The organism is Rhizobacter sp. P5_A1, from assembly GCF_056400745.1.
The window spans coordinates 37,830-61,084 of record NZ_JBFUKR010000012.1; the positions used below are offsets into that span (position 1 = coordinate 37,830).

General features: G+C 70.0%; 25 protein-coding genes. 9 read left to right on the forward strand and 16 right to left on the reverse strand.

Features of this window, described 5'->3' with window-relative positions; all coding sequences use genetic code 11:
* Nucleotide 1: 1 nt before the first annotated feature.
* From AC1DTW_RS14825 to alr, 5 genes are all read right to left on the reverse strand, one after another.
* Entirely contained in the window at nucleotides 2–442 is a 441-nt protein-coding gene (locus tag AC1DTW_RS14825) for a CBS domain-containing protein (protein WP_477981973.1), read from the reverse strand.
* A gap of 11 nt (nucleotides 443–453) precedes the next feature.
* Nucleotides 454–1,218 carry a slipin family protein gene (locus tag AC1DTW_RS14830; RefSeq protein WP_477981975.1) on the reverse strand — a complete coding sequence of 255 codons (765 nt, stop codon included), beginning with the start codon at nucleotides 1,216–1,218 and terminating at the stop codon, nucleotides 454–456.
* Nucleotides 1,215–2,645 (reverse strand): NfeD family protein, encoded by a 1,431-nt coding sequence (locus AC1DTW_RS14835; RefSeq protein ID WP_477981976.1) that lies wholly within the window; start codon nucleotides 2,643–2,645, stop codon nucleotides 1,215–1,217. Before AC1DTW_RS14835 ends, AC1DTW_RS14830 begins: the two co-directional genes overlap by 4 nt.
* 56 nt (nucleotides 2,646–2,701) lie before the next feature.
* The gene (arfB, locus tag AC1DTW_RS14840; RefSeq protein ID WP_477981977.1) at nucleotides 2,702–3,097 is read right to left on the reverse strand and encodes an alternative ribosome rescue aminoacyl-tRNA hydrolase ArfB; all 396 of its coding nucleotides are present in this window, start codon (nucleotides 3,095–3,097) and stop codon (nucleotides 2,702–2,704) included.
* Between the two features lie 83 nt (nucleotides 3,098–3,180).
* On the reverse strand, nucleotides 3,181–4,284 hold the full coding sequence (alr, locus tag AC1DTW_RS14845) for an alanine racemase (RefSeq protein ID WP_477981978.1): 1,104 nt from the start codon (nucleotides 4,282–4,284) through the stop codon (nucleotides 3,181–3,183).
* Between the two features lie 111 nt (nucleotides 4,285–4,395).
* Here alr and lplT (AC1DTW_RS14850) point away from each other — a divergent pair, with 111 nt between their 5' ends.
* The 3 genes from lplT (AC1DTW_RS14850) to AC1DTW_RS14860 all read left to right on the forward strand — a co-directional run bounded on the left by lplT (AC1DTW_RS14850) (nucleotide 4,396) and on the right by AC1DTW_RS14860 (nucleotide 7,860).
* Nucleotides 4,396–5,670 (forward strand): lysophospholipid transporter LplT, encoded by a 1,275-nt coding sequence (gene lplT, locus AC1DTW_RS14850; protein WP_477981979.1) that lies wholly within the window; start codon nucleotides 4,396–4,398, stop codon nucleotides 5,668–5,670.
* A gap of 121 nt (nucleotides 5,671–5,791) precedes the next feature.
* Entirely contained in the window at nucleotides 5,792–7,069 is a 1,278-nt protein-coding gene (lplT, locus tag AC1DTW_RS14855; protein ID WP_477981980.1) for a lysophospholipid transporter LplT, read from the forward strand.
* On the forward strand, nucleotides 7,066–7,860 hold the full coding sequence (locus tag AC1DTW_RS14860; protein ID WP_477981981.1) for a carbon-nitrogen hydrolase family protein: 795 nt from the start codon (nucleotides 7,066–7,068) through the stop codon (nucleotides 7,858–7,860). Before lplT (AC1DTW_RS14855) ends, AC1DTW_RS14860 begins: the two co-directional genes overlap by 4 nt.
* Here the strand turns inward: AC1DTW_RS14860 and AC1DTW_RS14865 are convergent.
* Nucleotides 7,853–8,470 carry a response regulator gene (locus AC1DTW_RS14865; protein ID WP_477981982.1) on the reverse strand — a complete coding sequence of 206 codons (618 nt, stop codon included), beginning with the start codon at nucleotides 8,468–8,470 and terminating at the stop codon, nucleotides 7,853–7,855. The two genes, AC1DTW_RS14860 and AC1DTW_RS14865, sit on opposite strands and share 8 nt — an antisense overlap.
* A gap of 161 nt (nucleotides 8,471–8,631) precedes the next feature.
* Here AC1DTW_RS14865 and AC1DTW_RS14870 point away from each other — a divergent pair, with 161 nt between their 5' ends.
* The gene (locus AC1DTW_RS14870) at nucleotides 8,632–9,144 is read left to right on the forward strand and encodes a glutathione peroxidase (RefSeq protein ID WP_477981983.1); all 513 of its coding nucleotides are present in this window, start codon (nucleotides 8,632–8,634) and stop codon (nucleotides 9,142–9,144) included.
* A 37-nt stretch (nucleotides 9,145–9,181) separates the two neighbouring features.
* The gene (locus AC1DTW_RS14875) at nucleotides 9,182–10,381 is read left to right on the forward strand and encodes an amino acid aminotransferase (RefSeq protein WP_477981984.1); all 1,200 of its coding nucleotides are present in this window, start codon (nucleotides 9,182–9,184) and stop codon (nucleotides 10,379–10,381) included.
* 9 nt (nucleotides 10,382–10,390) lie between these two features.
* On the opposite strand, the gene AC1DTW_RS14880 is transcribed toward AC1DTW_RS14875, so the two are convergent.
* Nucleotides 10,391–11,674 (reverse strand): Hsp70 family protein, encoded by a 1,284-nt coding sequence (locus AC1DTW_RS14880; RefSeq protein ID WP_477981986.1) that lies wholly within the window; start codon nucleotides 11,672–11,674, stop codon nucleotides 10,391–10,393.
* 122 nt (nucleotides 11,675–11,796) lie between these two features.
* Here AC1DTW_RS14880 and AC1DTW_RS14885 point away from each other — a divergent pair, with 122 nt between their 5' ends.
* Nucleotides 11,797–12,270 carry a tetratricopeptide repeat protein gene (locus AC1DTW_RS14885; RefSeq protein ID WP_477981988.1) on the forward strand — a complete coding sequence of 158 codons (474 nt, stop codon included), beginning with the start codon at nucleotides 11,797–11,799 and terminating at the stop codon, nucleotides 12,268–12,270.
* A gap of 3 nt (nucleotides 12,271–12,273) precedes the next feature.
* Here AC1DTW_RS14885 and AC1DTW_RS14890 read toward each other — a convergent pair whose 3' ends face one another.
* Both AC1DTW_RS14890 and AC1DTW_RS14895 read right to left on the reverse strand, forming a co-directional pair.
* Entirely contained in the window at nucleotides 12,274–13,710 is a 1,437-nt protein-coding gene (locus tag AC1DTW_RS14890) for an NAD-dependent succinate-semialdehyde dehydrogenase (RefSeq protein WP_477981989.1), read from the reverse strand.
* Nucleotides 13,711–13,812: 102 nt separating this feature from the next.
* On the reverse strand, nucleotides 13,813–14,022 hold the full coding sequence (locus AC1DTW_RS14895) for a hypothetical protein (protein WP_477981990.1): 210 nt from the start codon (nucleotides 14,020–14,022) through the stop codon (nucleotides 13,813–13,815).
* Between the two features lie 238 nt (nucleotides 14,023–14,260).
* Between AC1DTW_RS14895 and AC1DTW_RS14900 the strand changes: the two genes are divergently transcribed.
* Entirely contained in the window at nucleotides 14,261–14,482 is a 222-nt protein-coding gene (locus AC1DTW_RS14900) for a hypothetical protein (RefSeq protein WP_477981991.1), read from the forward strand.
* Nucleotides 14,483–14,515: 33 nt separating this feature from the next.
* On the opposite strand, the gene AC1DTW_RS14905 is transcribed toward AC1DTW_RS14900, so the two are convergent.
* The 3 genes from AC1DTW_RS14905 to hutC form a co-directional block, all read right to left on the reverse strand.
* Nucleotides 14,516–15,286, reverse strand: coding sequence for a metallophosphoesterase (locus AC1DTW_RS14905; protein WP_477981992.1), 771 nt, complete (start codon nucleotides 15,284–15,286; stop codon nucleotides 14,516–14,518).
* Between the two features lie 38 nt (nucleotides 15,287–15,324).
* Entirely contained in the window at nucleotides 15,325–16,098 is a 774-nt protein-coding gene (locus AC1DTW_RS14910) for a UPF0149 family protein (protein WP_477981993.1), read from the reverse strand.
* A gap of 117 nt (nucleotides 16,099–16,215) precedes the next feature.
* Nucleotides 16,216–16,938, reverse strand: coding sequence for a histidine utilization transcriptional repressor HutC (hutC, locus tag AC1DTW_RS14915; RefSeq protein ID WP_477981994.1), 723 nt, complete (start codon nucleotides 16,936–16,938; stop codon nucleotides 16,216–16,218).
* Nucleotides 16,939–16,997: 59 nt separating this feature from the next.
* Between hutC and hutH the strand changes: the two genes are divergently transcribed.
* Nucleotides 16,998–18,509 carry a histidine ammonia-lyase gene (gene hutH / locus AC1DTW_RS14920; protein WP_477981995.1) on the forward strand — a complete coding sequence of 504 codons (1,512 nt, stop codon included), beginning with the start codon at nucleotides 16,998–17,000 and terminating at the stop codon, nucleotides 18,507–18,509.
* A gap of 126 nt (nucleotides 18,510–18,635) precedes the next feature.
* On the opposite strand, the gene AC1DTW_RS14925 is transcribed toward hutH, so the two are convergent.
* The 3 genes from AC1DTW_RS14925 to AC1DTW_RS14935 are packed head-to-tail and all read right to left on the reverse strand — an operon-like array spanning nucleotide 18,636 to nucleotide 21,191.
* Nucleotides 18,636–19,424 (reverse strand): ABC transporter ATP-binding protein, encoded by a 789-nt coding sequence (locus AC1DTW_RS14925; RefSeq protein ID WP_477981996.1) that lies wholly within the window; start codon nucleotides 19,422–19,424, stop codon nucleotides 18,636–18,638.
* A 1-nt stretch (nucleotide 19,425) separates the two neighbouring features.
* Nucleotides 19,426–20,199, reverse strand: a complete 774-nt coding sequence (locus AC1DTW_RS14930; RefSeq protein ID WP_477981997.1) for an ABC transporter permease — start codon at nucleotides 20,197–20,199, stop codon at nucleotides 19,426–19,428.
* Between the two features lie 32 nt (nucleotides 20,200–20,231).
* A complete protein-coding gene (locus AC1DTW_RS14935) occupies nucleotides 20,232–21,191 on the reverse strand; it encodes an ABC transporter substrate-binding protein (RefSeq protein ID WP_477981998.1) in 960 nt (319 codons plus the stop codon).
* Between the two features lie 96 nt (nucleotides 21,192–21,287).
* Here AC1DTW_RS14935 and hutG point away from each other — a divergent pair, with 96 nt between their 5' ends.
* Entirely contained in the window at nucleotides 21,288–22,070 is a 783-nt protein-coding gene (gene hutG, locus AC1DTW_RS14940; RefSeq protein WP_477981999.1) for an N-formylglutamate deformylase, read from the forward strand.
* Here the strand turns inward: hutG and hutI are convergent.
* The gene (gene hutI, locus AC1DTW_RS14945; RefSeq protein WP_477982000.1) at nucleotides 22,029–23,255 is read right to left on the reverse strand and encodes an imidazolonepropionase; all 1,227 of its coding nucleotides are present in this window, start codon (nucleotides 23,253–23,255) and stop codon (nucleotides 22,029–22,031) included. The genes hutG and hutI overlap by 42 nt on opposite strands.

Sequence of the window (23,255 nt, forward strand, 5' to 3'; positions counted from 1 at the left end):
CTCAGCCCCGCTCTCCGGCGATGTAGTGCTCGAGCTGCTCGATGATGAACTGCTGCTCCGAGATGATGTCCTTCACCAGGTCGCCGATCGAGATCAGGCCGACGAGCTTGCCCTCGTCGAGCACCGGCAGGTGGCGCAAGCGCTTGTCGGTCATCAGCGCCATGCAGTCCTCGTTGGTGTGGCTGGTGTGCACGACACGCACCTTGGCCTGCATGATGTCGCGCACCGGCGTGTCCTTCGGCGAGCGTCCGCTGACGATCATCTTGCGCGCGAGGTCGCGCTCGCTGACGATGCCGGCGACGTGCTCGCCGTCGAGCACCATCAGCGCGCCGATGTTGTGGCGCTCCATCAGTGCGGCGGCTTCCAACACGCTGGCGGTCGGTGCGATCGCGTGGACCGTGTGGGTCGGCTTGGTGGCGAGGATCTGCGCAACGCTCTTCATGGCATGACCTCTCAGTCTTTCAGCGCCTGCTTCAGCAGCGGGCCGACGATGTCCAGCGGCAGCGGGAACACGATGGTCGAGTTCTTGTCGGCGGCGATCACGGTCAGCGTCTCGAGGTAGCGCAGCTGCAGCGCCTGCGGCTCGCGCGCGAGCACCTGCGCGGCCTCGGCGAGCTTGTGCGAGGCCTGCAGCTCGCCCTCGGCGTGGATCACCTTCGCGCGGCGTTCGCGTTCGGCCTCGGCCTGGCGCGCGATCGCGCGGATCATCGTGTCGTTCAGATCGACGTGCTTGATCTCGACGTTCGTGACCTTGATGCCCCAGCTCGCGGTCTGCGCTTCGAGGATCTTCTGGATGTCGAGGTTCAGGCGCTCGCGCTCCGAGAGCATGTCGTCGAGGTCGTGCTTGCCGAGCACAGCGCGCAAGGTCGTCTGCGCGAGCTGGCTGGTCGCCTCGAGGTAGCGCTCGACCTGGATGATCGCCTTCTCGGGGTCGACGACGCGGAAGTACAGCACCGCGTTGACCTTGACCGAGACGTTGTCGCGCGAGATCACGTCCTGGCTCGGGATGTCCATCACGACGACGCGCAGCCCGACCCGCACCATCTGCTGGATGCCCGGGATCAGGATCACCAGGCCCGGGCCCTTGACCTTCCAGAAGCGGCCGAGCTGGAACACGACGGCGCGCTCGTACTCGCGCAGCACGCGCAACGAGGTCGCGAGCAGCGCGAGCAGCAGGACCAGAAGCGCGCCGAAGCCGAAGCCGATGTCGCCGATCATGAGCCCGCTCCTTGTCGCCGGATGCTGCGCCGCTCGGCGCCTGTGCCCACGCCCGGCGCGGCGCTGGGATCCGGGCCGACCTCGAGCAGCGCACCGTGCGTGCCGATCACGCGGACCCGGTCGCCGGCTCGCAGCCCGGCGCTGCCGTGCACCTTCCAGTTCTCGCCGTGCACGAGCGCCCAACCTTCGCCGCTCGCGAACTCGACCAGCTCGCCGGTCGTGCCGAGCAGCGCCGGCGTGCCGCTGACGACCGGACGCCGGCGCGCCTTCGCGGCCATGCCGGCGACGCCGACGATGAACGCCGCCGAGCCCGCGGTCAGCACCGCGATCAGCACCGGCGAGACGCCGAAGCCGGGCGCCTCGCTGTCGATCAGCAGCACCGCGCCGGACGCGAACGCGACCACGCCGCCGAGGCCGAGCGTGCCGTAGCTCGGCACGAAGGCCTCGGCGATGAAGAAGGCGATGCCGAGCAGGATCAGCGCCAGGCCGGCGTAGTTGACCGGCAGCATCTGCAGCGCGAACAGCGCGAGCACGAGGCTGATCGCGCCGGCCACGCCGGGCAGCACGAAGCCGGGGTTCGCGAACTCGAACAGCAGCCCGTAGATGCCGATCATCATCAGGATCAGCGCCATGTTCGGGTCGGCGACGACCGCGAGCAGCCGGCTGCGCCAATCGGCCTCGATCGCGATCAGCGGCGCATGGGCGGTCGCGAGCCGCACGGCGCGGCCACCGGCGACGCGCAGCTCGCGGCCGTCGAGCTGGCGCAGCAGATCGGCCACGTCCTGCGCGACGAGGTCGATCACGCCGAGCTTGAGCGCATCCGGCGCGGCGAGGCTGACCGATTCGCGCACCGCCCGCTCGGCCCACTCGGCATTGCGCCCGCGCAGCTGCGCGAGGCTGCGCAGGTAGGCCGCGGCGTCGGCGTTGCGCTTCGCGCTCATCGTATCGGGGGCGGCGGTCGCGCCCGATGCCGCGCCGCTCGCCGGTGGGGCCTCGGCCGGGTTCGGCACGCCGGGCATGCCCAGCGCGACGGGCGTCGCGGCGCCGAGGTTCGAGGCCGGCGCCATCGCGGCGATGTGGCTCGCATAGAGGATGTAGGTGCCGGCGCTCGCCGCACGCGCGCCGTTCGGCGCGACGAACACCGCGACCGGCACGTTCGACGCGAGGATGTCCTTGATGATGCTGCGCATCGCGGTGTCGAGGCCGCCGGGCGTGTCGAGTTGCAACACCGCGAGCTGCGCGTGCACCTTCGCGGCCTGGGCCAGCGCGCGGTGCAGGTGATCGGCGCTGGCCGCGCCGATCGCGCCGTCGATGCCGATCACGACGACGGGGGTCGCGGCCGCAGCCGCCGGGGCCTGCGCGACGGCCACGCCAGCCAGGCCCAGCAACAGGGCCAGTCCGCACCAGATTGCGTTGGCGGGCCTCATGCAAGGAACTATAGACGCCGGTGCGCGTGAACGCACGCGCCATCACCCCGCCGCGGTCATTCGTGGACCTTGCCGCGCCCGGCCTTGATCACCGCACGGATGCCCTTGCCTTCGAGCCGGCGTTGCTTCGAGCCGTGCGTCGGCTTCGTCGCGCGGCGCGCCTTCGGCGGCACCGCGACCGCATCGACCAGCGCCTGCAGCCGCTGCATCGCATCGGCGCGGTTCATGTCCTGGCTGCGGCTGGTCTGCGCCTTGATCACGATGACACCTTCGGCGCTGATGCGCTGGTCGCGCCGTTCGAGCAGGCGCTGCTTGATCTCGTCGGGCAGCGACGAGGCGCGGATGTCGAAGCGCAGGTGCACCGCGCTCGAGACCTTGTTGACGTTCTGCCCGCCGGCGCCCTGCGCGCGGATCGCGTGGAACTCGACCTCGCGCTCGTCGACGGTCGGCATCGCGAGCGCTGCTCAGTGCGCCGCGGGTTCGCGGTCGGCGAAGAACGCGCGGCACGGCCGCGCGTACGCGCCGGCGTCGCGGCTCATGAAGGATCAGCGTGCGTCGGCACGCGCTTTGCCAGCGCGCACATCAGCTCGTAGCCGACCGTGCCGGCGGCCTGCGCGATCTCGTCGATCGGCAGCACCGCGCCGCCCGGGCTCGTGCCCCAGAGGGTTGCGACGCTGCCGACCTGCGCGTCGGGCGCGTCGGTCAGGTCGATCGTGATCATGTCCATCGAGACGCGGCCGACGAGCCGCGTGCGCGCGTCGCCGATCAGCACCGGCGTGCCGTCGGGCACGACGCGCGGGTAGCCGTCGGCGTAGCCGCAGGCGATCACGCCGAGGCGCATGTCGTGCTCGGCGGTGAAACGGCTGCCGTAGCCGACCTGCTCGCCGGCGCGCAGGTCTTGCGTGGCGATGACCTGCGCGCGCAGGCTCATCGTCGGCTGCAGGCCCCAGTCGGCGATCGTGTTCTGCGGGTGGTCGGGCGACGAGCCGTAGACCAGGATGCCGGGGCGCACCCAGTCGCCGCGCACGCTGTCGAACTGCGCTGCGAAGCGCAGCGTCGCGGCGCTGTTCGCGAGCGTGCGCTCGCCGGGGAGTTCGCGCGTCGCCGCTTCGAAGACCGCGAGCTGGTGCGCGATGCCGCGGCTGCCGTCGGCGTCGGACAAATGCGTCATCAGCGCGACGCTCTCGACCTGCGTCAGCCCGCTGAGGCGCCGCCACGCATGCGCGTAGGCCCCGGGGCGGAAGCCGAGCCGGTTCATGCCGCTGTTCATCTTCAGGAAGACCTGGTGCGGGTGGTGCGTCTTGTGCGCCGCGAGCCAGTCGATCTGCGCCTCGTGGTGGATCGTGTGCCACAGGTTCAGGCGCGAGCAGAGTTCGAGGTCGCGCGCATCGAAGCAGCCTTCGAGCAGCAGCACCGGGCCGCGCCAGCCGAGCGCGCGGATGCGCTCGGCCTCGGCCAGGTCGAGCAGCGCGAAGCCGTCGGCGCCCTTCAGGCCGGCATACGCACGCTCGATCCCGTGGCCGTAGGCGTTCGCCTTGACGACCGCCCAGACTTTCGCCTCGGGCGCCGCGGCGCGGGCCCGGGCGAGGTTGTGCGCGAGCGCTTCGGTGTGGATGATGGCTTCGATGGGGCGCGGCATGCGCCGATTCTGCCAGCGCGACCCCGTCGCGGACCGCGTGCTATAACGCCGCTCGCCAAGGAGACACATGCGCACCCACATGACGGCCCGGCGACATCCCGCGAAGCGCCGATGAAGAAGGGCTTCTCCACGATCATGGCGGCGCAGTTCTTCAGTGCGCTGGCCGACACGGCACTCGGCGTGGTCGCGCTCGAAATGCTCCGCGCCAACAACATGGCCTCGCGCGTCGCGTGGCTGGCGCCGATGCTGGCGCTGTTCTATGTGCTGCTCGCGCCGTTTCTCGGCGCCTTCGCCGATGCGCTGCCGAAGGGCAAGGTCATGCTCGCGGCGAACAGCGTGAAGATGATCGGCTGCCTGCTGATGCTGGCGGGGGTGAACCCGCTGCTCGCGTACGCGGTCGTCGGGCTCGGCGCCGCCGCGTACTCGCCCGCCAAGTACGGCATCGTGATCGAGCTGCTGCCGGCCTCGCAGCTGGTCAAGGCGAACGGCTGGATCGAGGGGCTGACGATCGTGTCGATCCTGCTCGGCCTGAGCTGCGGCGGGCTGCTGGTCGGTCCGACGGCCTCGCGCCACCTGCTCTCGCTCGACCTGCCGATCTTCGACACCGGCATCACCACCGCGCCCGAATCGGCGCTGGTCGTGCTGATGCTGCTGTACGTGATCGCGGCGCTGCTGAACCTGCGCATCCCGCGCACCGACGCGCCGCTGCAGCCGATCGCGCACGGCGTGCGCGGCCTGGTGCGCGACTTCGTCGACTGCAACGCGCGGCTGTGGGCCGACAAGCTCGGCCAGATTTCGCTGGCGACGACGACGCTGTTCTGGGGCGCCTCGGCGAACCTGAAGAACATCGTGTTCGCGTGGGCCGCGGTGGCGCTGGGCTACACGACCTCGCAGACCTCGGCGCTGGTCGTCGTGCTCGCGGTCGGCACCGCGGCGGGCGCGGTCGCCGCGTCGATGCGGGTGCGGCTCGAGAACGCCACCGCGGTGATCCCGCTCGGCATCGCGATGGGGCTGCTGGTGATCGGGCTGAGCCTGATCGACAGCCCCTGGGCCGCGGCGCCCTTCCTGCTCGTGCTCGGCGGCATCGGCGGCTACCTGGTCGTGCCGATGAACGCGCTGCTTTACCACCGCGGCGCGAACCTGATGGGCGCCGGCCGCTCGCTCGCGGTGCAGAACTTCAACGAGCAGGCCTGTATCCTCGGCTTCGCGGCGTTCTACATCGGCACGACGCGGCTCGGCCTGTCGGTGATCGCCGCGGTCGCGCTGTTCGGGCTGCTGGTGGCGACGACGATGGGGCTGGTGCTGCGCTGGCACCGCTCGAACGGCGTCAAGCACCACGACGAGCTGCAGCACCTGCTGGCGATCGCCCGGCGCGAGACGCATTGACACCGCAAACCGAGGGCTAACCCGGCGTCCGCCTGGGGGCCCCTTAGCGTGCCGCGGCTGCGGCGACAATCCCGCAGATGCTCCCGCCACCCCTCCCGCCCGAACCGCAGCCGCCGCGCGCATGAAAAAAGGCTTCTATACGATCATGTCGGCGCAGTTCTTCAGCTCGCTGGCGGACAACGCGCTGCTCGTCGCCGCGATCGAGATGCTGAAGACCACGAACGCGCCGTCGTGGAACATCCCGGCGCTCGGGCCGATGTTCGCGCTGTTCTACGTGATCCTCGCGCCGTTCCTCGGGGCCTTCGCCGATGCGGTGCCGAAGGGCAAGGTGATGTTCCTCGCGAACGGCATCAAGGTCGTCGGCTGTCTGCTGATGCTGTTCGGCGGCCACCCGCTGGTGGCCTACGCGATCGTCGGGCTCGGCGCCGCAGCGTACTCGCCGGCGAAGTACGGCATCCTGACCGAGCTGCTGCCGAACTCGCAGCTCGTGAAGGCGAACGGCTGGATCGAGGGGCTGACGATCATGTCGATCATCCTGGGCATCGCGCTCGGCGGTCAGCTGATCGGGCCGGTGGTGTCGCGTCACCTGCTCGGGATCGACGTGCCGATGATCGACACCGGCATCTCGACCGCACCCGAATCGGCGATCGCGCTGATCGTGTTCCTGTACGCGATCGCCGCGATGTTCAACCTGCGCATCCCGCGCACCGACGCGCCGCTGCAGCCGGTCGCGCACGGCGTGATGGGCCTGATGCGCGACTTCTCGAGCTGCAACGCGCGCCTGTGGACCGACAAGCTCGGCCAGATCTCGCTCGCGACGACGACGCTGTTCTGGGGCGTCTCGGGCAACCTGCGCATCATCGTGTTCGCATGGGCCACCGTGGCGCTCGGCTACACGACGACACAGGCGACCTCGCTGGTCGCGGTCGTCGTGATCGGCACCGCGGCGGGTGCGATCGTCGCGTCGCTGCGCATGCGGCTCGACCAGGCGACCAGCGTGATCCCGCTGGGCATCGCGCTGGGCCTGCTGGTGATCGGGCTGAACGCGATCACGAACGTCTGGGTCGCGGCGCCGTTCCTGGTCGTCCTCGGTGCGATCGGCGGCTACATGGTCGTGCCGATGAATGCGCTGCTGCAGCACCGCGGCGCGAACCTGATGGGCGCCGGCCGCTCGATCGCGGTGCAGAACTTCAACGAGCAGGCCTGCATCCTCGGTCTCGGCGCGTTCTACACCGGCATGACGAAATTCGGCCTGTCGGCGTTCATGGCGATCGCGCTGTTCGGCGCCGTCGTCGCCGGGACGATGTGGCTGATCTACCGCTGGCACCGCTCGAACCGCGTGAAGTACCGCGAGGAGCTCGATCACCTGCTGGCCATCGCGCGGAGCGACAAGCATTGAGCGCACTTCGCGTGGCGATCGCGCAGGCGCCGATGCAGTGGACGACCGAGGCCAACCTGGCCGTCATCGAGACGGCGATGCAGCGGGCGTCGGACCGGGGCGCTGCGATCTGCGTCTTCTCCGAGCTCGCGGTGACCGGCTTCCACCGCCAGATCCGCGCCGAGGCGGTGCCCGAGAAGGTCGGGCCGGCGATCGGGCGGATCCAGGCGCAATGCCGGGCCCTCGGGATGGCCTGCGCGGTCGGCGCGCCGACCTTCGCGCCGGCCGGCGGCGCGATCTACAACAGCTATCTGCACATCGACGAGCGCGGCGAGATCGTCGGGCAGGTCGACAAGACGGGGCTGACGGTCGCCGAAGCGACCTTCTTCCACGGCGGCCGGGGCCGGCCCGTCTCGGTGCTGCAGGGTCGCAAGACCAGCGCGGTGCTGTGCCGCGAAATCGAGGACCTGCTGCTGGTTCGTCATCACCTGCCGGCTGAGGCCGCGGAGCTGATCTTCTGGCCGGGGCTTCTGGGTCGCGCGCCCGAAGACGACGGCGTCGACATCGCTCAACTGGCGCAGCAACTCGCGCGGCAGCAAAGGGCATGGCTGGTGCAGAACAACTGGCCGAGGGCGTTGAACTTGCCGGACGACTCGCCGTTTCAGGCCGACCTCGGCGGCAGCAAGGTGTTCTCGCCCGCCGGCGATCTGCTGCTGACCTTGCCGATGTGCACGCCCGGTGTCGCGACCTTCGACCTGGGCGCGACCGAGTTCGTCTGGGACGCGCTGCCCGACCCGTCGAGCGCTACTTGAACAGCGGGTCGACGTCGGCCAGCGCGGCGACGAAAACCGCCTCGGCGAGCGGCTTGGTCAGGTAGGCGTCGCAACCGGCGAGCGAGCCGCGCACGCGGTCCGACGAACCGACGCGGCCGGTCACGATCATCACCGCGGGCACGAGACCGCGCGGGTGGTCGGTCTTCTGCTTGATCGCCTGACACAGGCCGAGGCCGTCCAGCGCGTGCGCCGGCCCGAGCACGAATTCGAGGAACACGATCGCGAACGCCTGCTGCCCGATCATCGCGAGCGCCTGTTCGCCGCTCTCGGCACCGTGCACCTGGTAGCCCAGACCCTCGAGCCGCTGCATCAGGAACTTGCGCGCGATCGCGCTGCTGTCGACGACCAGCACCGCGCGGCCGCCACCGCTGCGGCGGGTCGCCCGCGCGGCGCGGTGCGCGCTGCGCTGTCCGGCCAGCGTGGACGGCGCCGACGATGTCGCGGGCGGCGGCGCGCCGATGTCGTCGAGCAGCAGGTCGACGCTGCCGCGCAGATCGAAGGGCGTCGCGAGCGCGTCGAGCTCGGCGGGGAGCGTGGACGGACCATTGCCGCCGGGGCGTCTCGATTTGTCGGGCGTGGAAGCAGGCATCGTCGGCGCTCCTGGGTCGTGGGCGGCGCAGCGCAAAGCACCGCGGCGAGCCATGTTCGACGCCGGGGCGGCGCAGCGTCAAGCGCCGGCTCCGGGGGTGCGGCGAGCCCGGCGGTACGATTGCACACGACCGCGTCTTTGCGGCACACCCCGGAGACACCATGCCGACATCGCCGAACAGCATCTACGACTTCGAGGCCCTGTCGATCGACGGCAAGCCGGCGCAGCTGTCGACCCAGCGCGGCAAGGTGATGCTGATCGTCAACACCGCGAGCGCATGCGGTTTCACGCCGCAGTTCGCCGGGCTCGAATCGCTGTGGGAAGCGTATCGCGACCGCGGCCTCGTCGTGATCGGCTTCCCGAGCAACGAGTTCGGCGCCCAGGATCCGGGCAGCGACGCCGAGATCGCGTCGTTCTGCCAGCTCAACTACGGCGTGAGCTTCCCGATGATGAGCAAGGTCAAGGTCAATGGCGTCGAGGCGCATCCGCTGTGGCAGTGGTTGACCCGCGAGGCGCCGGGCCTCCTCGGCAGCAAATCGGTGAAGTGGAACTTCACGAAGTTCCTGATCGGCCGCGACGGCAAGGTGCTCAAACGCTACGCGCCGACCGACAAGCCCGAGTCGATCCAAGGCGACATCGAAGCGGCCCTCGCGGCCCGAGACACGATCCACTGACCCCGCTGCGCAGCAGCACGCGACCCACGAGAGCACCATGTTCGAACACATTCCCCCCTTCGCCGGCGATCCGATCTTGAGCCTGAACGAGGACTTCCAGAAAGACCCGCGGCCGAACAAGATCAACCTGAGCATCGGCATCTACTTCGACGATGCCGGGCGCATTCCGGTGATGGAATCGATCCGGCGCGCCGAGGCGGCCGTCGTCGCGAAGAACGGCCCGAAGCCGTATCTGCCGATCGAGGGCGCGGCGAACTTCCGCGGCGCCGTGCAGGCGCTGCTGTTCGGCGCCGACCATGAGGCGGTGCGCTCCGGCCGCGTCGCGACGATCCAGTCGGTCGGCTCGAGCGGCGGGCTGAAGGTCGGTGCCGACTTTCTGGCGCGCTATTTTCCCGGCAGCCAGGTCTGGATCAGCGACCCGAGCTGGGACAACCACCGCTCGATGTTCGAAGGCGCCGGGTTGACGGTCAACACCTACCCGTACTACGACGCCGCCACCGGCGGCCTGAACTTCGATGCGATGCTTGCGGTGCTGCGCGGGCTGCCGGCGCGCAGCATCGTGCTGCTGCACGCCTGCTGCCACAACCCGACCGGTGTCGACCTGACGCGCGCGCAGTGGGAGGCGCTGATCCCGGTGCTGCGCGAACGCGAGCTGATCCCGTACCTCGATCTCGCCTACCAGGGCTTCGGCGACGGCATCGAGGCCGACGCGTTCGCGGCGCGCGCGCTCGCGAGCGCCGGCATCAGCTTCTTCATCGCGAACTCGTTCTCGAAGAGCATGAGCGTGTACGGCGAACGCTGCGGCGCCCTCAGCGTCGTCTGCCCCGACGCGCGCCAGGCCGCGCTGGTGCTGGGCCAGATGAAGTTCACGGTGCGCCGCAACTACTCGAGCCCGCCGATCCACGGCGGTCAGATCGTCGCGACCGTGCTGACCGATCCCGAGCTGCGCGGCAACTGGGAGCGTGAGCTCGGCGCGATGCGCGAGCGCATCCTGGCCATGCGCAAGAAGCTGCACGGCGTGCTCGTCGCCAAGGTGCCGGGCCGCGACTTCGACTACTTCCTGACGCAGCGCGGCATGTTCAGCTACACCGGCCTGAGCGCCGCGCAGGTCGATGCGCTGCGCGAGACGCACGGCGTCTACATGGTGCGCTCGGGGCGCATCTGCGTGGCGGGGCTGAACAGCTCGAACGTCGAGGCGACGGCCGTCGCGATGGCGGCGGTCCTCGCCGCGGGCTGAGGGTTCCGTCTACCGGTCGAACCAGCGCTGCGCGTGCAGCCCGAGCCCGGTCACGACGCTCGCGAAGCGGTCGCCGCGCGCGATTCGCGCCGTCGGAAACGCCGCGGCGATGCGGTCCGCGAGCAGCCGCAGGCCGGTCGAGCCGCCGGTGAAGTAGAGCGCGTCGATCTGTGCCGGCGCCAGCCCGGCTTGCGCGGCGGCGGCGCGCGCCGCGTCGACGATGCGTTCGATGTCGGCATCGATCGCGCAGGCGGCCTGCTGTTCGGTCAGCGCGGCGGCGAGGTGACGCTCGGTGTGGCTCAGGTCGATGCGCGTCGCGCCGCCATCGGCAACCGCGATCTTCGCGCCCTCGGCACGCGCCATCAGCTCGTGGCCGAGGCGTTCGCTGACGACCACCATCAGCCGCTCGTAATGAACCGGGTTGCCGTAGAAGCCGCGCATGCTGCGCAGCTCGGCGACGCGCCCGGGGCTGTAGACCGTGTTGATCAGGTGCCAGGTCGCCAGATCGAAGTAGACGCCGCTCGGCACCTCGCGCGCCGGTGCGCCGGCCACGCTCGGGCCATAGGCGCCGTAGCCGTACTCGGGCAGGATTGCCGCGAGCTCGATGCGCCGGTCGAAGTCCGTCCCGGCGACGTGCACGCCATGGTTCGCGAGGATGTCGCCCTTGCGGTCGAGCCTGGCCGCATGTTGCGGGCCGACGCGCACGACCGAGAAGTCGGAGGTGCCGCCGCCGATGTCGGCGACCAGCACGACCTGCTCGCGATCGACGCTGCGCTCGTAGTCGAATGCCGCGGCGATCGGCTCGTACTGAAACTGCACGTCGTCGAAGCCGACCTGGCGCGCCGCCGCCTCGAGCGCCGCCTGGGCTTGCGCGTCGCGCACCGGATCGTCGTCGACGAAGAACACCGGCCGCCCGAGCACCGCGCGGTGGATCCGCGCGCCGACCTGCGCCTCGGCGCGGCCCTTCAGGTGCTTCAGATAGCCGGCGACGATGTCGAGGTATTTCACGCCGCGGCCGCCGCCGACGTCGGTCGTCTGGTCGATCAGGTTGCTGCCGAGGATGCTCTTCATCGAGCGCATCAGCCGGCCGTCGAGGCCGTCGACATACGCGGCGATCGCGGCGCGGCCGAACGCGCGCGGCGGGCCGTCGAGTTCGGGCCCTTCGACGAAGTAGAAGACCGCGGTCGGCATCGCCGCGTGGCCCGGTTCGAGCTCGACCAGGCGCATGCCGGCGTTGGTGTCGGGAATGGCGATGGCCGAATTGGAGGTGCCGAAGTCGATGGCGCAAAACATGATCGGGAGCCGGCGACGGCGAGAGGGCGGGGGCGCGATTCTACTGACGAAGCCGCTGGCCGCTTGCGCCGCGCGTGCATTGGTGAGAGGCTCTCGCACCTTTGCCCGAGGAGATCGATGCCATGCGCATTCGCGTGACCACCGCCGCCGGCCTGGTGCTGGCGATCGCCCTGACGAGCCCGGCCTGGGGCGCCGATGACGCGGCGCCGGCCAAGCCCGATACGCTGAGCTCGGCACGCGCGCTGATAGCGCAGAAGAAATGGAGCGCCGCAGTCGGCGAGTTGCAGCGCGTCAACCAGACCGGCAGCGCCGACTGGAACAACCTGATGGGCTACAGCTTGCGCAAGGGCGCAACGCCCGACTACGCGGGCGCCGAGAAGTACTACGACGAGGCGCTGCGTCTCGATCCGAAGCACCGCGGCGCGCTCGAATACTCGGGCGAGCTGTACCTGATCACCGGCGATCTGGGCAAGGCCGAGCAGCGCCTGGCCACGCTCGACAAGGTCTGCACCCTGCCGTGCGAGGAATACACCGACCTGAAGAAGTCGGTGGCGCGCTACAAGGCCAACGGCAACAGGTACGTGGCCGGGCCCTGAGCCTCACTCCACGCCGAGCTGCGTGACGAGCTTGGTGTTGAGATACGCTTCGATCGCTTCGGTGCCGCCTTCCGAGCCGTAGCCCGAGTCCTTCATGCCGCCGAACGGCAGCTCGGGCAGCGCGAAGCCGACGTGGTTGATCGTCACCATGCCGCTTTCGAGTGCGGCGCCGATCGCGGTGACGGTCTTCGACGAGCGCGAGTAGGCGTAGGCGGCCAAGCCGAACGGCAGCCGGTTCGCCTCGGCGACGACCTCGTCGAAGCTGCCGAACGGCACGATCGGCGCGATCGGGCCGAAGGGCTCCTCGCTCATGATGCGGGCGCCGGCCGGCACGTGGCCGAGCACCGTCGGCTCGAAGAAGTTGCCGACCGTGCCGATGCGCTTGCCGCCGGTCAGCAGTTTCGCGCCCTTCGCGACGGCGTCGTCGACGAACATCTGCATCGCCTCGACGCGGCGCGAGTTCGCGAGCGCGCCCATGCGCGACGCGGGGTCGAGGCCGTCGCCGACCTTGAGCGCGCTCGCGGCCTTCACGAAGCCGTCGACGAAGCGCTCGTACACCGATTCATGCACCAGGAAGCGGGTCGGCGCGATGCAGACCTGACCGGCGTTGCGGAACTTCGACGCGGCGAGCTGCTTGACCGCGGTCTCGACATCGGCGTCGCCAAACACGATCGCCGGCGCGTGGCCGCCGAGCTCCATCGTGATGCGCTTCATGTGCTGGCCGGCGAGCGCGGCGAGCTTCTTGCCGACCGGCGTCGAGCCGGTGAAGGTGATCTTGCGGATCACCGGGTTCGGGATCAGGTATTCGGAGATCTCCGACGGCACGCCGAACACGAGGTTCAGCACGCCGGGCGGCAGGCCGGCGTCGACATAGGCCTGGACCAGCGCCGCGACGCTCGCCGGCGTCTCTTCCGGCCCCTTCAGGATCACCGAGCAGCCGGCGGCCAGCGCGGCCGAGACCTTGCGCACCGCCTGGTTGATCGGGAAGTTCCAGGGCGTGAACGCGGCGACCGGGCCGACCGGCTCCTTGACGACCAGCTGCATCACGCCCTCGGCGCGCGCCGGAACGATGCGGCCATAGGTGCGGCGCGCTTCTTCGGCGAACCAATCCATGATGTCGCCTGCCAGCAGCGTTTCCATCTTCGCCTCGGCGAGCGGCTTGCCCTGCTCCTGCGTCATCAGCTGCGCGATCGCGTCGGCGCGGCTGCGGATGATCTCGCCGGCCTTGCGCAGCAGCTTCGAGCGCTCGAAGCCCGAGACCTTGCGCCAGGCCTTGAAGCCCTTGTCGGCGGCGTGCAGCGCTTCGTCGAGGTCGGCGCCGCCGGCGTGCGCGAGGCGCGCGATGACCTGGCCGGTGGCCGGGTTGACGATCGGTTCGCTCTTGCCCGAGGCGCCGGTGGTCCATTCACCGTTGATGAAAAGCTTGACGTCGGAGTACATGTCGGATCCTTCGGTTGGGGTGAAAGCCCCGCCGCGGCCACCGGCCGCAAGCCCTGGGCTGCAGCGCGAATTAGACCCGATGCCAGCGGCGTTCGCCGGCACTCAGCGCGTGGGGTCGACCGTCGCCGTGCTCGCTGCAGCCGGCAGGCCCGGCGCCCCGGCGCGCGCGCTCAGCGCGGGGCGCGCCCGCATCACGTCGTTGACGAGGTTGGCGACGCGAGGCCCGCTGGCGCCGCTGGAAGCCAGCAGCGCCGCGCTGGCGATGGCCGCCGCGGTCGTGCCCCAGACCAGCGTCGCACGTGTCCCGATCATCGTGAGCTCCCTGTCGACGGCACCGGCGCAAACGGCCGGCATGCCAGGCAACGATAGGCGGCAAGCAGGCATCGCGCCATCCTCTGTCGGCGGGATCGGTGCGTCGCGCTTGCAACGAAGTGCAACACGCGCACGCCAACGGTGCCAAGTGCGACCGAGTTAGGCCCCAGTTCAACGTATCCAGCACCGGCAACGGGCGCACACTTGGATACATCACAAGGTCACGCGGGAGGTCGCGATGAACTGGTCCACAGGTCTTTCATGGTGGTCGACGCTGACAAGAGCGAAGGCCGATGAGCCGCGTGCCGGCGCGGACGACCCCGCCGACATGGGCACGGCCTTCGGGCTGGACGCGAGCTTCGGCCCGATCGGCGACCCGCCGCCGCTCGCGCGCGGCGCGCTGCCGGCGCCGTCGTCGCTGCCGTGGGAGCATCGACTGACGAGGCGCTCCGGCCTCTGAGCCAACCGGCTGCCCGCGCCCCGGGCCCCCAGGTCAAACTTCCAGCACCAGCCGCGGCCGATGCGCGTCGGCCTCGCCCTTGTGCGCGTGGCCGCGCGGGTTGCAGACGACGCGCGTCGCGCCCGTCGCATGCGGCACAAGGTAATCGTGCTGGCAATGCAGATGACCGTGGATCCACAGATCGGCGCGCGGCAGCAGGTCGTCGTCGGAATTGCAGAAGCTCGCGGTGCCGGGCTGCTTGCCGTAACGAGGATCCGCGCTTCGTAGGCTCGGCGCGAAGTGGGTGATCACAATGGTCTTGTCCCAGCCGGCCCGGGGCCGCATCAGCTCGGCGCGCAGCCAGTCGCCGCAGACCAGCGCTTCGTCGCGCACCGCTGCAGCGTCCAGCGGCTGCCCGTGGCGCGTGGCCCGCATGATCCTGACGAAGTAGCCGCCGGCGCGCATGGCGCGCTCGCGCTGCGCCGCGCCGAACAGATCGAAGTCGCTCCAGCGTGTCGTCGCGACGATGCGCACGCGCAGGCCGTCCCGGTCCGGCACGACGAGGCTTTCGCATTCGAGCAGGCGGATGCCGAGCTCGGCGCAGCGTTCGCGCAGTGCGGGCCAGGCCTGCGTCAGCTCGCGCTCGTCGAACTCGTGGTTGCCGGCGACGAACAGTGCCGGCACCGGCCAGCCGCGAAACTTCTCGAGCCCGGCCCAGGTGCTGTCGATGTCGCCGGCGAGCACGAGCAGCTCGGCGTCCGGCGCCGGCGTCGGCTCGAAGACCTCCGTCTCGAGGTGCAGGTCGGAGAGCAGCTGCAGTCGCACCGTTCAGCCGGATCGGCGCCGTTGGCGCGGCCGGGGCCTCAAGTCATGCCGTGGCACTGCTTGAACTTCTTGCCGCTGCCGCACGGGCACGGCTCGTTGCGGCCGACCTTCGGGGTTTCGCGCTTCACGGTCTCGACCTTGTAGCGTTGCTCGTGGGTCAGGTCCTGCAGATCGGCGATCGTCACGACGAGTTCTTCCATCGCGTCGTCGAGTGTCGCGAGCGGGTGCTCGCGATCGAGCAGCGCGACGAGCTCGCGCTGCTCGTCGTCTTCGACCGGCAGGTGGCGGTACAGGCGCGCGAGCGCCGTCATCACCGCGTCGTCGTCCATCTCCGCGAGGTCGGGGAAGGTCTCGGCGGCATGGTGAAAACCGGCGACCCAGGGCATCAGCGATTGCGAGACCGGGCTCAGGCCGGCCATCGGATCGACCTCGCCTTCGGGGACCGGCTCGCGCGGATGCTCGTCGTCGAACTCCAGCACCAGCGGGTCGAACCAGCCGTCTTCGACGATCGCACGGTTCAGCGCCGCGTGGCGGCGCAGGATCAGCGCGCTCGTGCGCTGCAGCCAGTCGGCGTCGACATCGTCGGGCAGCGGGCGGCCGTCGAAATCGAACACGTGCGCGAGCCAGGTCGCCGGCTCGAGCAGCACCGGCTGGACGATCACGCCGCAGAGGTAGCCGTCGAGCATCACCGCGTCGAGCGGTTCCAGCGGTTCGGGGGTTTCGAGCAGCAGGTCGTCGAGCTCGGCGAACTCGGCATCGGTCAGGTCGTGGGCGCGGGCGGCGACCGACGGCGGGGTTTCTTTGGGTTGCATGATGGCGGTTCTCGGCGCGTTGGAACGCCATTGTGATCGCCCCTGAGCGCCGGGCCGCCCCAAGCCAGGGGCGACCCCCTCGGGGGGTGGCTGCGTACTCGCAGCCGGGGGCGACAGCTACACGGAGAAGCTGCCGATCAGGCGATAGCGGCTGCCGGGGTGGTACAGCCGTGCGACCGACGCGACCGCGCCTTGCGACACGGTGCGGCGCGACACCATCAGCAGCGCACTGCCCACCGCAACATCGAGCAGCGCGGCCTGCTCGTCGCTCGCGAGCACGGCCTCGACGACCTGCTCGGCCTCGGTCAGCGGCGCGTGCTCGAACAGCACGAACGACGGCGTGACCTGCGTGAAGTCGCGCGCCAGCAGGTCCGGCGCGAGAGCCGGGTTGACGTGTCGATCTTCGAGCTGGATCGGCACGCCGTTCTCCAGGTGCACGAGCCGCACGTGATAGACGGGCGCGCCCTTCGGGAGCCGCATCGCCGCCGCGGTGCGCGCATCGGCCCTTTCGCGCACGACGCTGCAGACGCGGGTCGCGTGCGCGTGGCCGCGTTCGCGGATCTCGTCGTGGATGTCGCGCACCTGCAGCAGGTTCGAGATCGGGTGCAACTCGGCCACATACGAACCCGAGCCCTGGCGGCGTTCGATCAACCCCTCTTCCTCGAGCTCGCGCAGCGCCCGGTGCACGGTCATGCGGGCGCAGCCGAAGGCCTGCACGAGTTCGCGTTCCGACGGCAGCCGCACGCCGGGCTCCCAACCGCCTTGCGCGATGCGCTCGCGCAGCGCGGCCTTCACGGTGGCGTAAGGGAGCACACGGGGCGACGCGGGCAGCGCTTTCATCGGCTCATTCTAGCGACGCGCATGCTAAAGTTGTCTAGACCACTTGGGAGCCCGCCTGCATGGACAACTCGCCGCATCACACCATCGTTCCCGGTCGGCTCGACGCATCGATGCTCGAGCAGGCGGCGGCCGGCGGCGCGCGCTGGTCGATCGCCGCGTCGGCCCACGCCGGCATCGAGGCGAGCGTCGGCGCGGTGCGCGAACTCGTCGCGCAGCACGCCGCGGTCTACGGCATCAACACCGGCTTCGGCAAGCTCGCGCAGACGCGCATCGCCGATGCCGACCTCGCGCAACTGCAGACGAACCTGGTGCTGTCGCACAGCGCCGGCGTCGGCCGGCCGCTGAGCCCGCCGGTCGTGCGGCTGATGCTGCTGCTGAAGGCCGCGAGCCTCGCGCACGGCGTCTCGGGCGTGCGCATGGAGGTGATCACCGCGCTGCTGGCGCTGCTGAATGCCGACGTGCTGCCGGTCGTGCCGGAGAAAGGCTCGGTCGGCGCGTCGGGTGACCTGGCGCCGCTCGCGCACCTCGCAGGCGTGTTGATCGGTGTCGGCGAGGCCTTCGTGAACGGCGAGCGTGTGCCCGCCGTGCAGGCACTCGCGCACGCCGGCCTCGCGCCGCTCGCGCTCGGCCCGAAGGAAGGCCTCGCGCTGCTGAACGGCACGCAGGCCTCGACCGCGCTCGCCATCCATGCGGTGCAGCGGCTGCGTCGTGTGTTCGACGCAGCGGTCGCGATCGGCGCGATGACGGTCGACGCGGCGAAAGGCTCCGACACGCCGTTCGACGACCGCATCCATGCGGTGCGCGGCCAGCGCGGCCAGCGCGAGGTCGCGGCGCGCTATCGCGACTGGCTCGCCGGCAGCGCGCTGCGCGCCTCGCACCTGACCTGCGACCGCGTGCAGGATCCGTACTGCCTGCGCTGCCAGCCGCAGGTGATGGGCGCGTGCCTCGACCAGATCGAGCACGCCTGGGGCATCCTGCTGGTCGAGGCGAACGGCGTCTCGGACAACCCGCTCGTCTTCGCCGACCCCGACCCGACGAAACACCAGGCGCTGTCGGGCGGCAACTTCCACGCCGAGCCGGTCGCGTTCGCGGCAGACAACCTCGCGCTCGCGATCGCCGAGATCGGCGCATTGGCCGAGCGCCGCACCGCGATGCTGATGGACCCGGTGCTGTCGGGCCTGCCGGCGTTCCTGATCGAGCATGGCGGGCTGAACTCGGGCTTCATGATCGCGCAGGTGACCTCGGCCGCACTCGCGTCGGAGAACAAGTCACTTGCGCACCCGGCGAGCGTCGATTCGCTGCCGACCTCGGCGAATCAGGAGGACCACGTCTCGATGGCGACCTTCGCGGCACGCCGCCTGCATGCGATGCTCGACAACACCGCCGGCGTCGTCGCGATCGAGTGGCTGTGCGCGGCGCAGGCGATCGAGTTCCATCGGCCGCTGCGCTCCTCCAGCGCGATCGAGGCGCTGCTCGCCCGGCTGCGCGAGCGCGTCGCGCGGCTCAGCGTCGACCGGCTGATGGCGCCCGACATCGACGCGGCGATCGCGCTCGTCGAGGCCGGCGTGTAATTCGCGGCGGCGCAAGCGGGCCGAGCGCCGGGCCGCCATGGGCCACGAAGAGGCCCACCTCGTGGCCCTCTGCCGGCCCGCATCCCCTCGGGGGATCGCCCGATGTACCCGTCGGGCGAGGGGTCGTCATCTCTCCATCTGCACGGCGCGCAGCGTCTCGACGCGGATGTCTTCGGTGACCTGCGCCTTCAGCTCGGAGAAACGCGGTGTCGTCTTCACCGTGTAGTGGCGCGGGTAGGGCAGGTCGATCCGCAGTTCGTTCTTGATGCGCCCGGGGCGCGCGCTGAACACCGCGCAGCGGTTCGCCATGAAGATCGCTTCGTCGATGTCGTGGGTCACGAACAGCACGGTCTTGCGGTGCAGCTCCCAGATCGACAGCAGCAGTTCCTGCATCAGCGCGCGGGTCTGGTTGTCGAGCGCGCCGAAGGGTTCGTCGAGCAGCAGGATCTTCGGGTCGTTGGCGAGCGCGCGCGCGAGCGCGACGCGCTGCTGCATGCCGCCCGACAACTGCTTCGGGAAGTGCGACTCGAAGCCGGTCAGCCCGACCTCGGCGATGAAGCGGCCCGCGATCTGCGCCTGTTCCGGCGCCGGCATGCCCTTCTCGCGCAGGCCGAAGCAGATGTTCTCGCGCACGGTCAGCCACGGGAACAGCGTGTAGCTCTGGAACACCATGCCGCGGTCGGCGCCGGGGCCGGTGACGAGCTGGCCGTCGAGCAGTACCTGGCCGACCGTCGGCGTGTCGAGGCCCGCGACGATGCGCAACAGCGTCGACTTGCCGCAGCCCGACGGCCCGAGGATCGTGATGAAGTCGTTGTGCGCGACCTCGAGGTTCGTCGGCTGCAGCGCCAGCGTCGGCTTGCCGCCGTTGACGCCCGCAAACGTGCGGCCAACGCCTTGTATCGACAAGGTGCTCATCTCAGATCGATGCCCACTTGAACATCGCGCGGTTCGCGCGCTTGAACGCGAGATCGGAGACGAGCCCGATCGCGCCGATCGTGATGATGCCGAAGATGATCTGGTCGGTCGCGAGCAATGCCTGGCTGTCGGTGATCATGTGGCCGATGCCGTTCGATGCGCCGATCAGCTCGGCGACGATCACGTAGGTCCAGGCCCAGCCGAGCACGAGCCGCAGGGTCTCGGCGATCTGCGGCGCGGCGGCCGGGATCAGCACCCGCTTGACGATGCCGAGGTCGCTCGCGCCGAGTGTGTACGCGGCCTCGACCAGGTCGCGCCGCGTGCCGCCGACCTGCAGCGCGATCATCAGCACGAGCTGGAAGAACGAGCCGATGAAGATCAGCGCCAGCTTCTGTGCCTCGCCGATGCCGGCCCACAGGATCAACAGCGGGATGAAGGCCGAGGCCGGCAGGTAGCGCGCGAACGACACGAAGGGCTCGAAGAAGGCCTCGACCGCCTTGTACGCGCCCATCGCGACGCCCAGCGGCACCGCGAGCAGCGCGGCGAGCACGAAGCCGCCGAGCACGCGCCAGATCGTGAAGCCGATGTCCTTGCTGAAGCCCTGCTCGGTCAGCAGGGTCCAGCCCGACCTGACCATCGCGATCGGATCGGCCAGGAAGGTCTTCGGCACGAAGCCGCCCAGCGTTGCGGCGGCCCACAGCGCGAAGAAGAGGATGAAGAACGCCAGCCCGAGCGCATTGCGCCGGCCGGGGCTGATCTCGCGAAGCGGCTTCAAATGCTGGGTTTCAAAGGCGGTGCTTCAGGCGACTACTTGATGAAGCTCGTGTCGGCCAGGCTCTTCAGGTCGGGGATCTGCTTGATCGTCCCGATCTCGAGCAGCAGGTCGGCCGCTTCCTTCGTGAACTGCTGGTGCTCGCCGGCGAAGAACTTCTGGTTCGCGGCCTTGTCCTGCCAGCGCAGGTAGGCGGCCGATTTCTCGAACGCCTCGCCCGACTGCTTCACGTCGGCGCCCATGATCTCGTACGACTTCTTCGGCTCCGCCTTGATCATGTCGAGCGCGGCGAAGTAGCCGTCGGCGAGCGCCTTCGCGGCTTTCGGGTTCTCTTTCAGGAACTTCGGCGCGCAGCCGAAGGTGTCCATCACCATCGGGTAGTCGAGCGTCGTCGCGATGATCTTGCCGGCCTCGGGCTTGGCGCGCACCGCGCTGAGGTAGGGTTCGTAGGTCATGCCGGCGTCGAAGTCGGTGGTGCCGGCGATCATCGCGTTGGCGACCGGCTGCGGCTCCAGGGTCAGCACCTTCACGTCCTTCACCGACAGGCCGTTCTTCTTCAGGATCCACGCGAGGCCGAAGTACGGCGCGGTGCCGGGGGCCGACGCCGCGACGGTCTTGCCCTTCAGGTCGGCGATCTTCGCGATGTTCGGCTTCACGACCAGGCCGTCGGCGCCGTAGCTCTTGTCGAGCTGGAAGATCTGCGTCGTCGCGACGCCGTTCGCGTTCCACGCGATCCAGGTCTCGACGGTGGTCGCGGCGCATTGCACGTCGCCCGACGCGATCGCGAGGTGGCGGTCTTTCTGCGGGATCTTCTTGATCGTCACGTCCAGGCCGTTCTTCTTGAACAGCCCGGCTTCGTTCGCGAGGGTCAGCGGCGCGAAGCCGGTCCAGCCCGAGATCGCGATGGCGACCTTGGTGTCTTCGGCGTTCGCGGAAACCGCGAACAGGCTGGCGGCAACGGCGGCGATCGTGGTCAGTCGGCGAACGGAACTCATCGTGTCTCCCGGGGGGTGGATGGGGTGCGCGCTTGATGCAAGCGGCGTGCCGCGCAGTCTACACTTGGCGCTCAACCGGTCTAGACCACTTTGACGATGTTCACGCTGACCTCAGGCACTGCGCCGCTGCTCGTCTCGTTCCCGCATGCCGGCACCGAGATTCCCGACGACCTCGCGGCGCGGATGACGCCCGAGGCGCTGCAGCGTGCCGATGTGGACTGGCACCTGCCGCGGCTCTACGACTTCGTCCATGCGATGGGTGCGAGCACGATCGCGGCGCGCTTTGCGCGCCACGTGATCGACCTGAACCGGCCGCCCGAAGACACCAGCCTCTACCCGGGCCAGGACGTGACCGGCCTGCTGCCGCTCGACACCTTCCGCAAGCAGCCGCTGTACCGACCCGGCCAGGCGCCCGATGCCGCCGAGGCGCAGCAGCGCCGCGCGGACTACTGGCAGCCTTACCACGACGCGCTGCGCGCCGAGCTCGACCGGTTGCGCGCGTTGCACGGCAGCGTCGTGTTGTGGGACGCGCATTCGATTGCCAGCAGGATGCCGCGCTTCTTCGACGGCAAGCTGCCCGACCTGAACCTCGGCACCGCCGACGGCCGCGCCTGCGCGCCGGCGCTGCAGGCGGCGGCCGAGGCCGCGCTGAGTGCACAGTCGCAGTTCACGCACGTCAGCAACGGCCGCTTCAAGGGCGGCCACATCACGCGCCACTACGGCGATCCCGGCGCCGGCGTCCATGCGCTTCAGCTCGAGATGTGCCAGTCGACCTACATGAGCGAGGCCGCGCCGTTCGACTACCGGCCCGAGCTCGCGGCGCAGGTCCGGCCGTTGCTACAGCGGATGCTCGACGCCGTTCTGCAGGCGCGCGCGTAGCGGGCTGCTGCCGATCGCATACGACAGCTCGGCCGGGTGATCGACATCCCACAGGCACAGATCGGCGCGCTTGCCGAGCTCGACGGTCCCGCGCGATGACGACAGGCCGAGCGCGCGCGCCGCGTGGCGCGTGACGCCGAGCAGCGCCTCGGCCGGCGTCATGCGGAACAGCGTGCAGGCCATGTTCATCATCAGCGGCAGGTGCATGCCGGGGCTGGTGCCGGGATTGCAGTCGGTCGCGATCGCCATCGGCACGCGGTGCGCACGGAAGCGCGCGATCGGCGGCGCCTGCGTGTCGCGCAGGAAGTAGTACGCGCCGGGCAGCAGCACCGCGACCGTGCCGGCGCGCGCCAGCGCCTGCACGCCGGCCTCGTCGACGTGCTCGAGGTGATCGGCCGACAGCGCACCGAACTCGGCCGCGAGCGCGGCGCCGTGCTGGTTCGACAGCTGTTCGGCATGCAGCTTGACCGGCAGCCCGTGCGCGCGCGCCGCCTCGAACACGCGCCGCGTCTGCGCCGGCGTGAAGCCGATGGTTTCGCAGAAGGCATCGACCGCATCGGCGAGCCGCAGCCGCGCGGCCTCGGGCAGGATGTGGTCGACGATCTCGTCGATGTAGGCGTCGGGCCGGCCGGCGAACTCGGGCGGCAGCGCGTGCGCCGCGAGCAGGGTCGTGCGCACGTCGATCGGGAATTGCTCGCCGAGCGCGCGTGCGACCCGCAGCATCTTCAGCTCGGCGTCTCGTGAGAGACCGTAGCCCGACTTGATCTCGACCGTGGTCACGCCGTGCCGCATCAGGCCTTGCAGGCGGCGCGCCGATTGCGCCTGCAGCGCGAGCGGATCGGCATCGCGCGTCTGCCGCACCGTCGAGACGATGCCGCCGCCGGCCCGCGCGATGTCTTCGTAGCTCGCGCCCTGCAGCCGCATTTCGAATTCGCGCGCGCGATCGCCGGCGTAGACGAGGTGGGTGTGGCAATCGATCAGGCCGGGGGTCAGCAGGGCGCCGCCGCCGTCGAGCTCGGCGCGCACCGGGAGCTGCGGGTCGGGCGCGCCGATCGGCCCGATGCCGACGATCGCGCCCTGCGCGATCGCGACGCAGGCCGGGGCCGACGGGGCGCAGTCGTCGTCGGCGCCGCTGACGATCCGCACATTGCGGATCAACAGATCGATCGCCGACGCGACAGACAT

Coding starts and splice junctions, on each gene's coding strand:
- AC1DTW_RS14885 (WP_477981988.1), top strand. CDS start 11,797: ATGCGCATTCGCGTGACCACCGCCGCCGGCCTGGTGCTGGCGATCGCC.
- AC1DTW_RS14835 (WP_477981976.1), bottom strand. CDS start 2,645: ATGAGGCCCGCCAACGCAATCTGGTGCGGACTGGCCCTGTTGCTGGGC.
- hutG (WP_477981999.1), top strand. CDS start 21,288: ATGTTCACGCTGACCTCAGGCACTGCGCCGCTGCTCGTCTCGTTCCCG.
- AC1DTW_RS14900 (WP_477981991.1), top strand. CDS start 14,261: ATGAACTGGTCCACAGGTCTTTCATGGTGGTCGACGCTGACAAGAGCG.
- AC1DTW_RS14910 (WP_477981993.1), bottom strand. CDS start 16,098: ATGCAACCCAAAGAAACCCCGCCGTCGGTCGCCGCCCGCGCCCACGAC.
- AC1DTW_RS14870 (WP_477981983.1), top strand. CDS start 8,632: ATGCCGACATCGCCGAACAGCATCTACGACTTCGAGGCCCTGTCGATC.
- hutH (WP_477981995.1), top strand. CDS start 16,998: ATGGACAACTCGCCGCATCACACCATCGTTCCCGGTCGGCTCGACGCA.
- arfB (WP_477981977.1), bottom strand. CDS start 3,097: ATGCCGACCGTCGACGAGCGCGAGGTCGAGTTCCACGCGATCCGCGCG.
- AC1DTW_RS14935 (WP_477981998.1), bottom strand. CDS start 21,191: ATGAGTTCCGTTCGCCGACTGACCACGATCGCCGCCGTTGCCGCCAGC.
- lplT (WP_477981980.1), top strand. CDS start 5,792: ATGAAAAAAGGCTTCTATACGATCATGTCGGCGCAGTTCTTCAGCTCG.
- AC1DTW_RS14830 (WP_477981975.1), bottom strand. CDS start 1,218: ATGATCGGCGACATCGGCTTCGGCTTCGGCGCGCTTCTGGTCCTGCTG.
- AC1DTW_RS14875 (WP_477981984.1), top strand. CDS start 9,182: ATGTTCGAACACATTCCCCCCTTCGCCGGCGATCCGATCTTGAGCCTG.
- AC1DTW_RS14865 (WP_477981982.1), bottom strand. CDS start 8,470: ATGCCTGCTTCCACGCCCGACAAATCGAGACGCCCCGGCGGCAATGGT.
- hutC (WP_477981994.1), bottom strand. CDS start 16,938: ATGAAAGCGCTGCCCGCGTCGCCCCGTGTGCTCCCTTACGCCACCGTG.
- AC1DTW_RS14880 (WP_477981986.1), bottom strand. CDS start 11,674: ATGTTTTGCGCCATCGACTTCGGCACCTCCAATTCGGCCATCGCCATT.
- AC1DTW_RS14825 (WP_477981973.1), bottom strand. CDS start 442: ATGAAGAGCGTTGCGCAGATCCTCGCCACCAAGCCGACCCACACGGTC.
- lplT (WP_477981979.1), top strand. CDS start 4,396: ATGAAGAAGGGCTTCTCCACGATCATGGCGGCGCAGTTCTTCAGTGCG.
- hutI (WP_477982000.1), bottom strand. CDS start 23,255: ATGTCTGTCGCGTCGGCGATCGATCTGTTGATCCGCAATGTGCGGATC.
- AC1DTW_RS14890 (WP_477981989.1), bottom strand. CDS start 13,710: ATGTACTCCGACGTCAAGCTTTTCATCAACGGTGAATGGACCACCGGC.
- AC1DTW_RS14895 (WP_477981990.1), bottom strand. CDS start 14,022: ATGATCGGGACACGTGCGACGCTGGTCTGGGGCACGACCGCGGCGGCC.
- AC1DTW_RS14925 (WP_477981996.1), bottom strand. CDS start 19,424: ATGAGCACCTTGTCGATACAAGGCGTTGGCCGCACGTTTGCGGGCGTC.
- alr (WP_477981978.1), bottom strand. CDS start 4,284: ATGCCGCGCCCCATCGAAGCCATCATCCACACCGAAGCGCTCGCGCAC.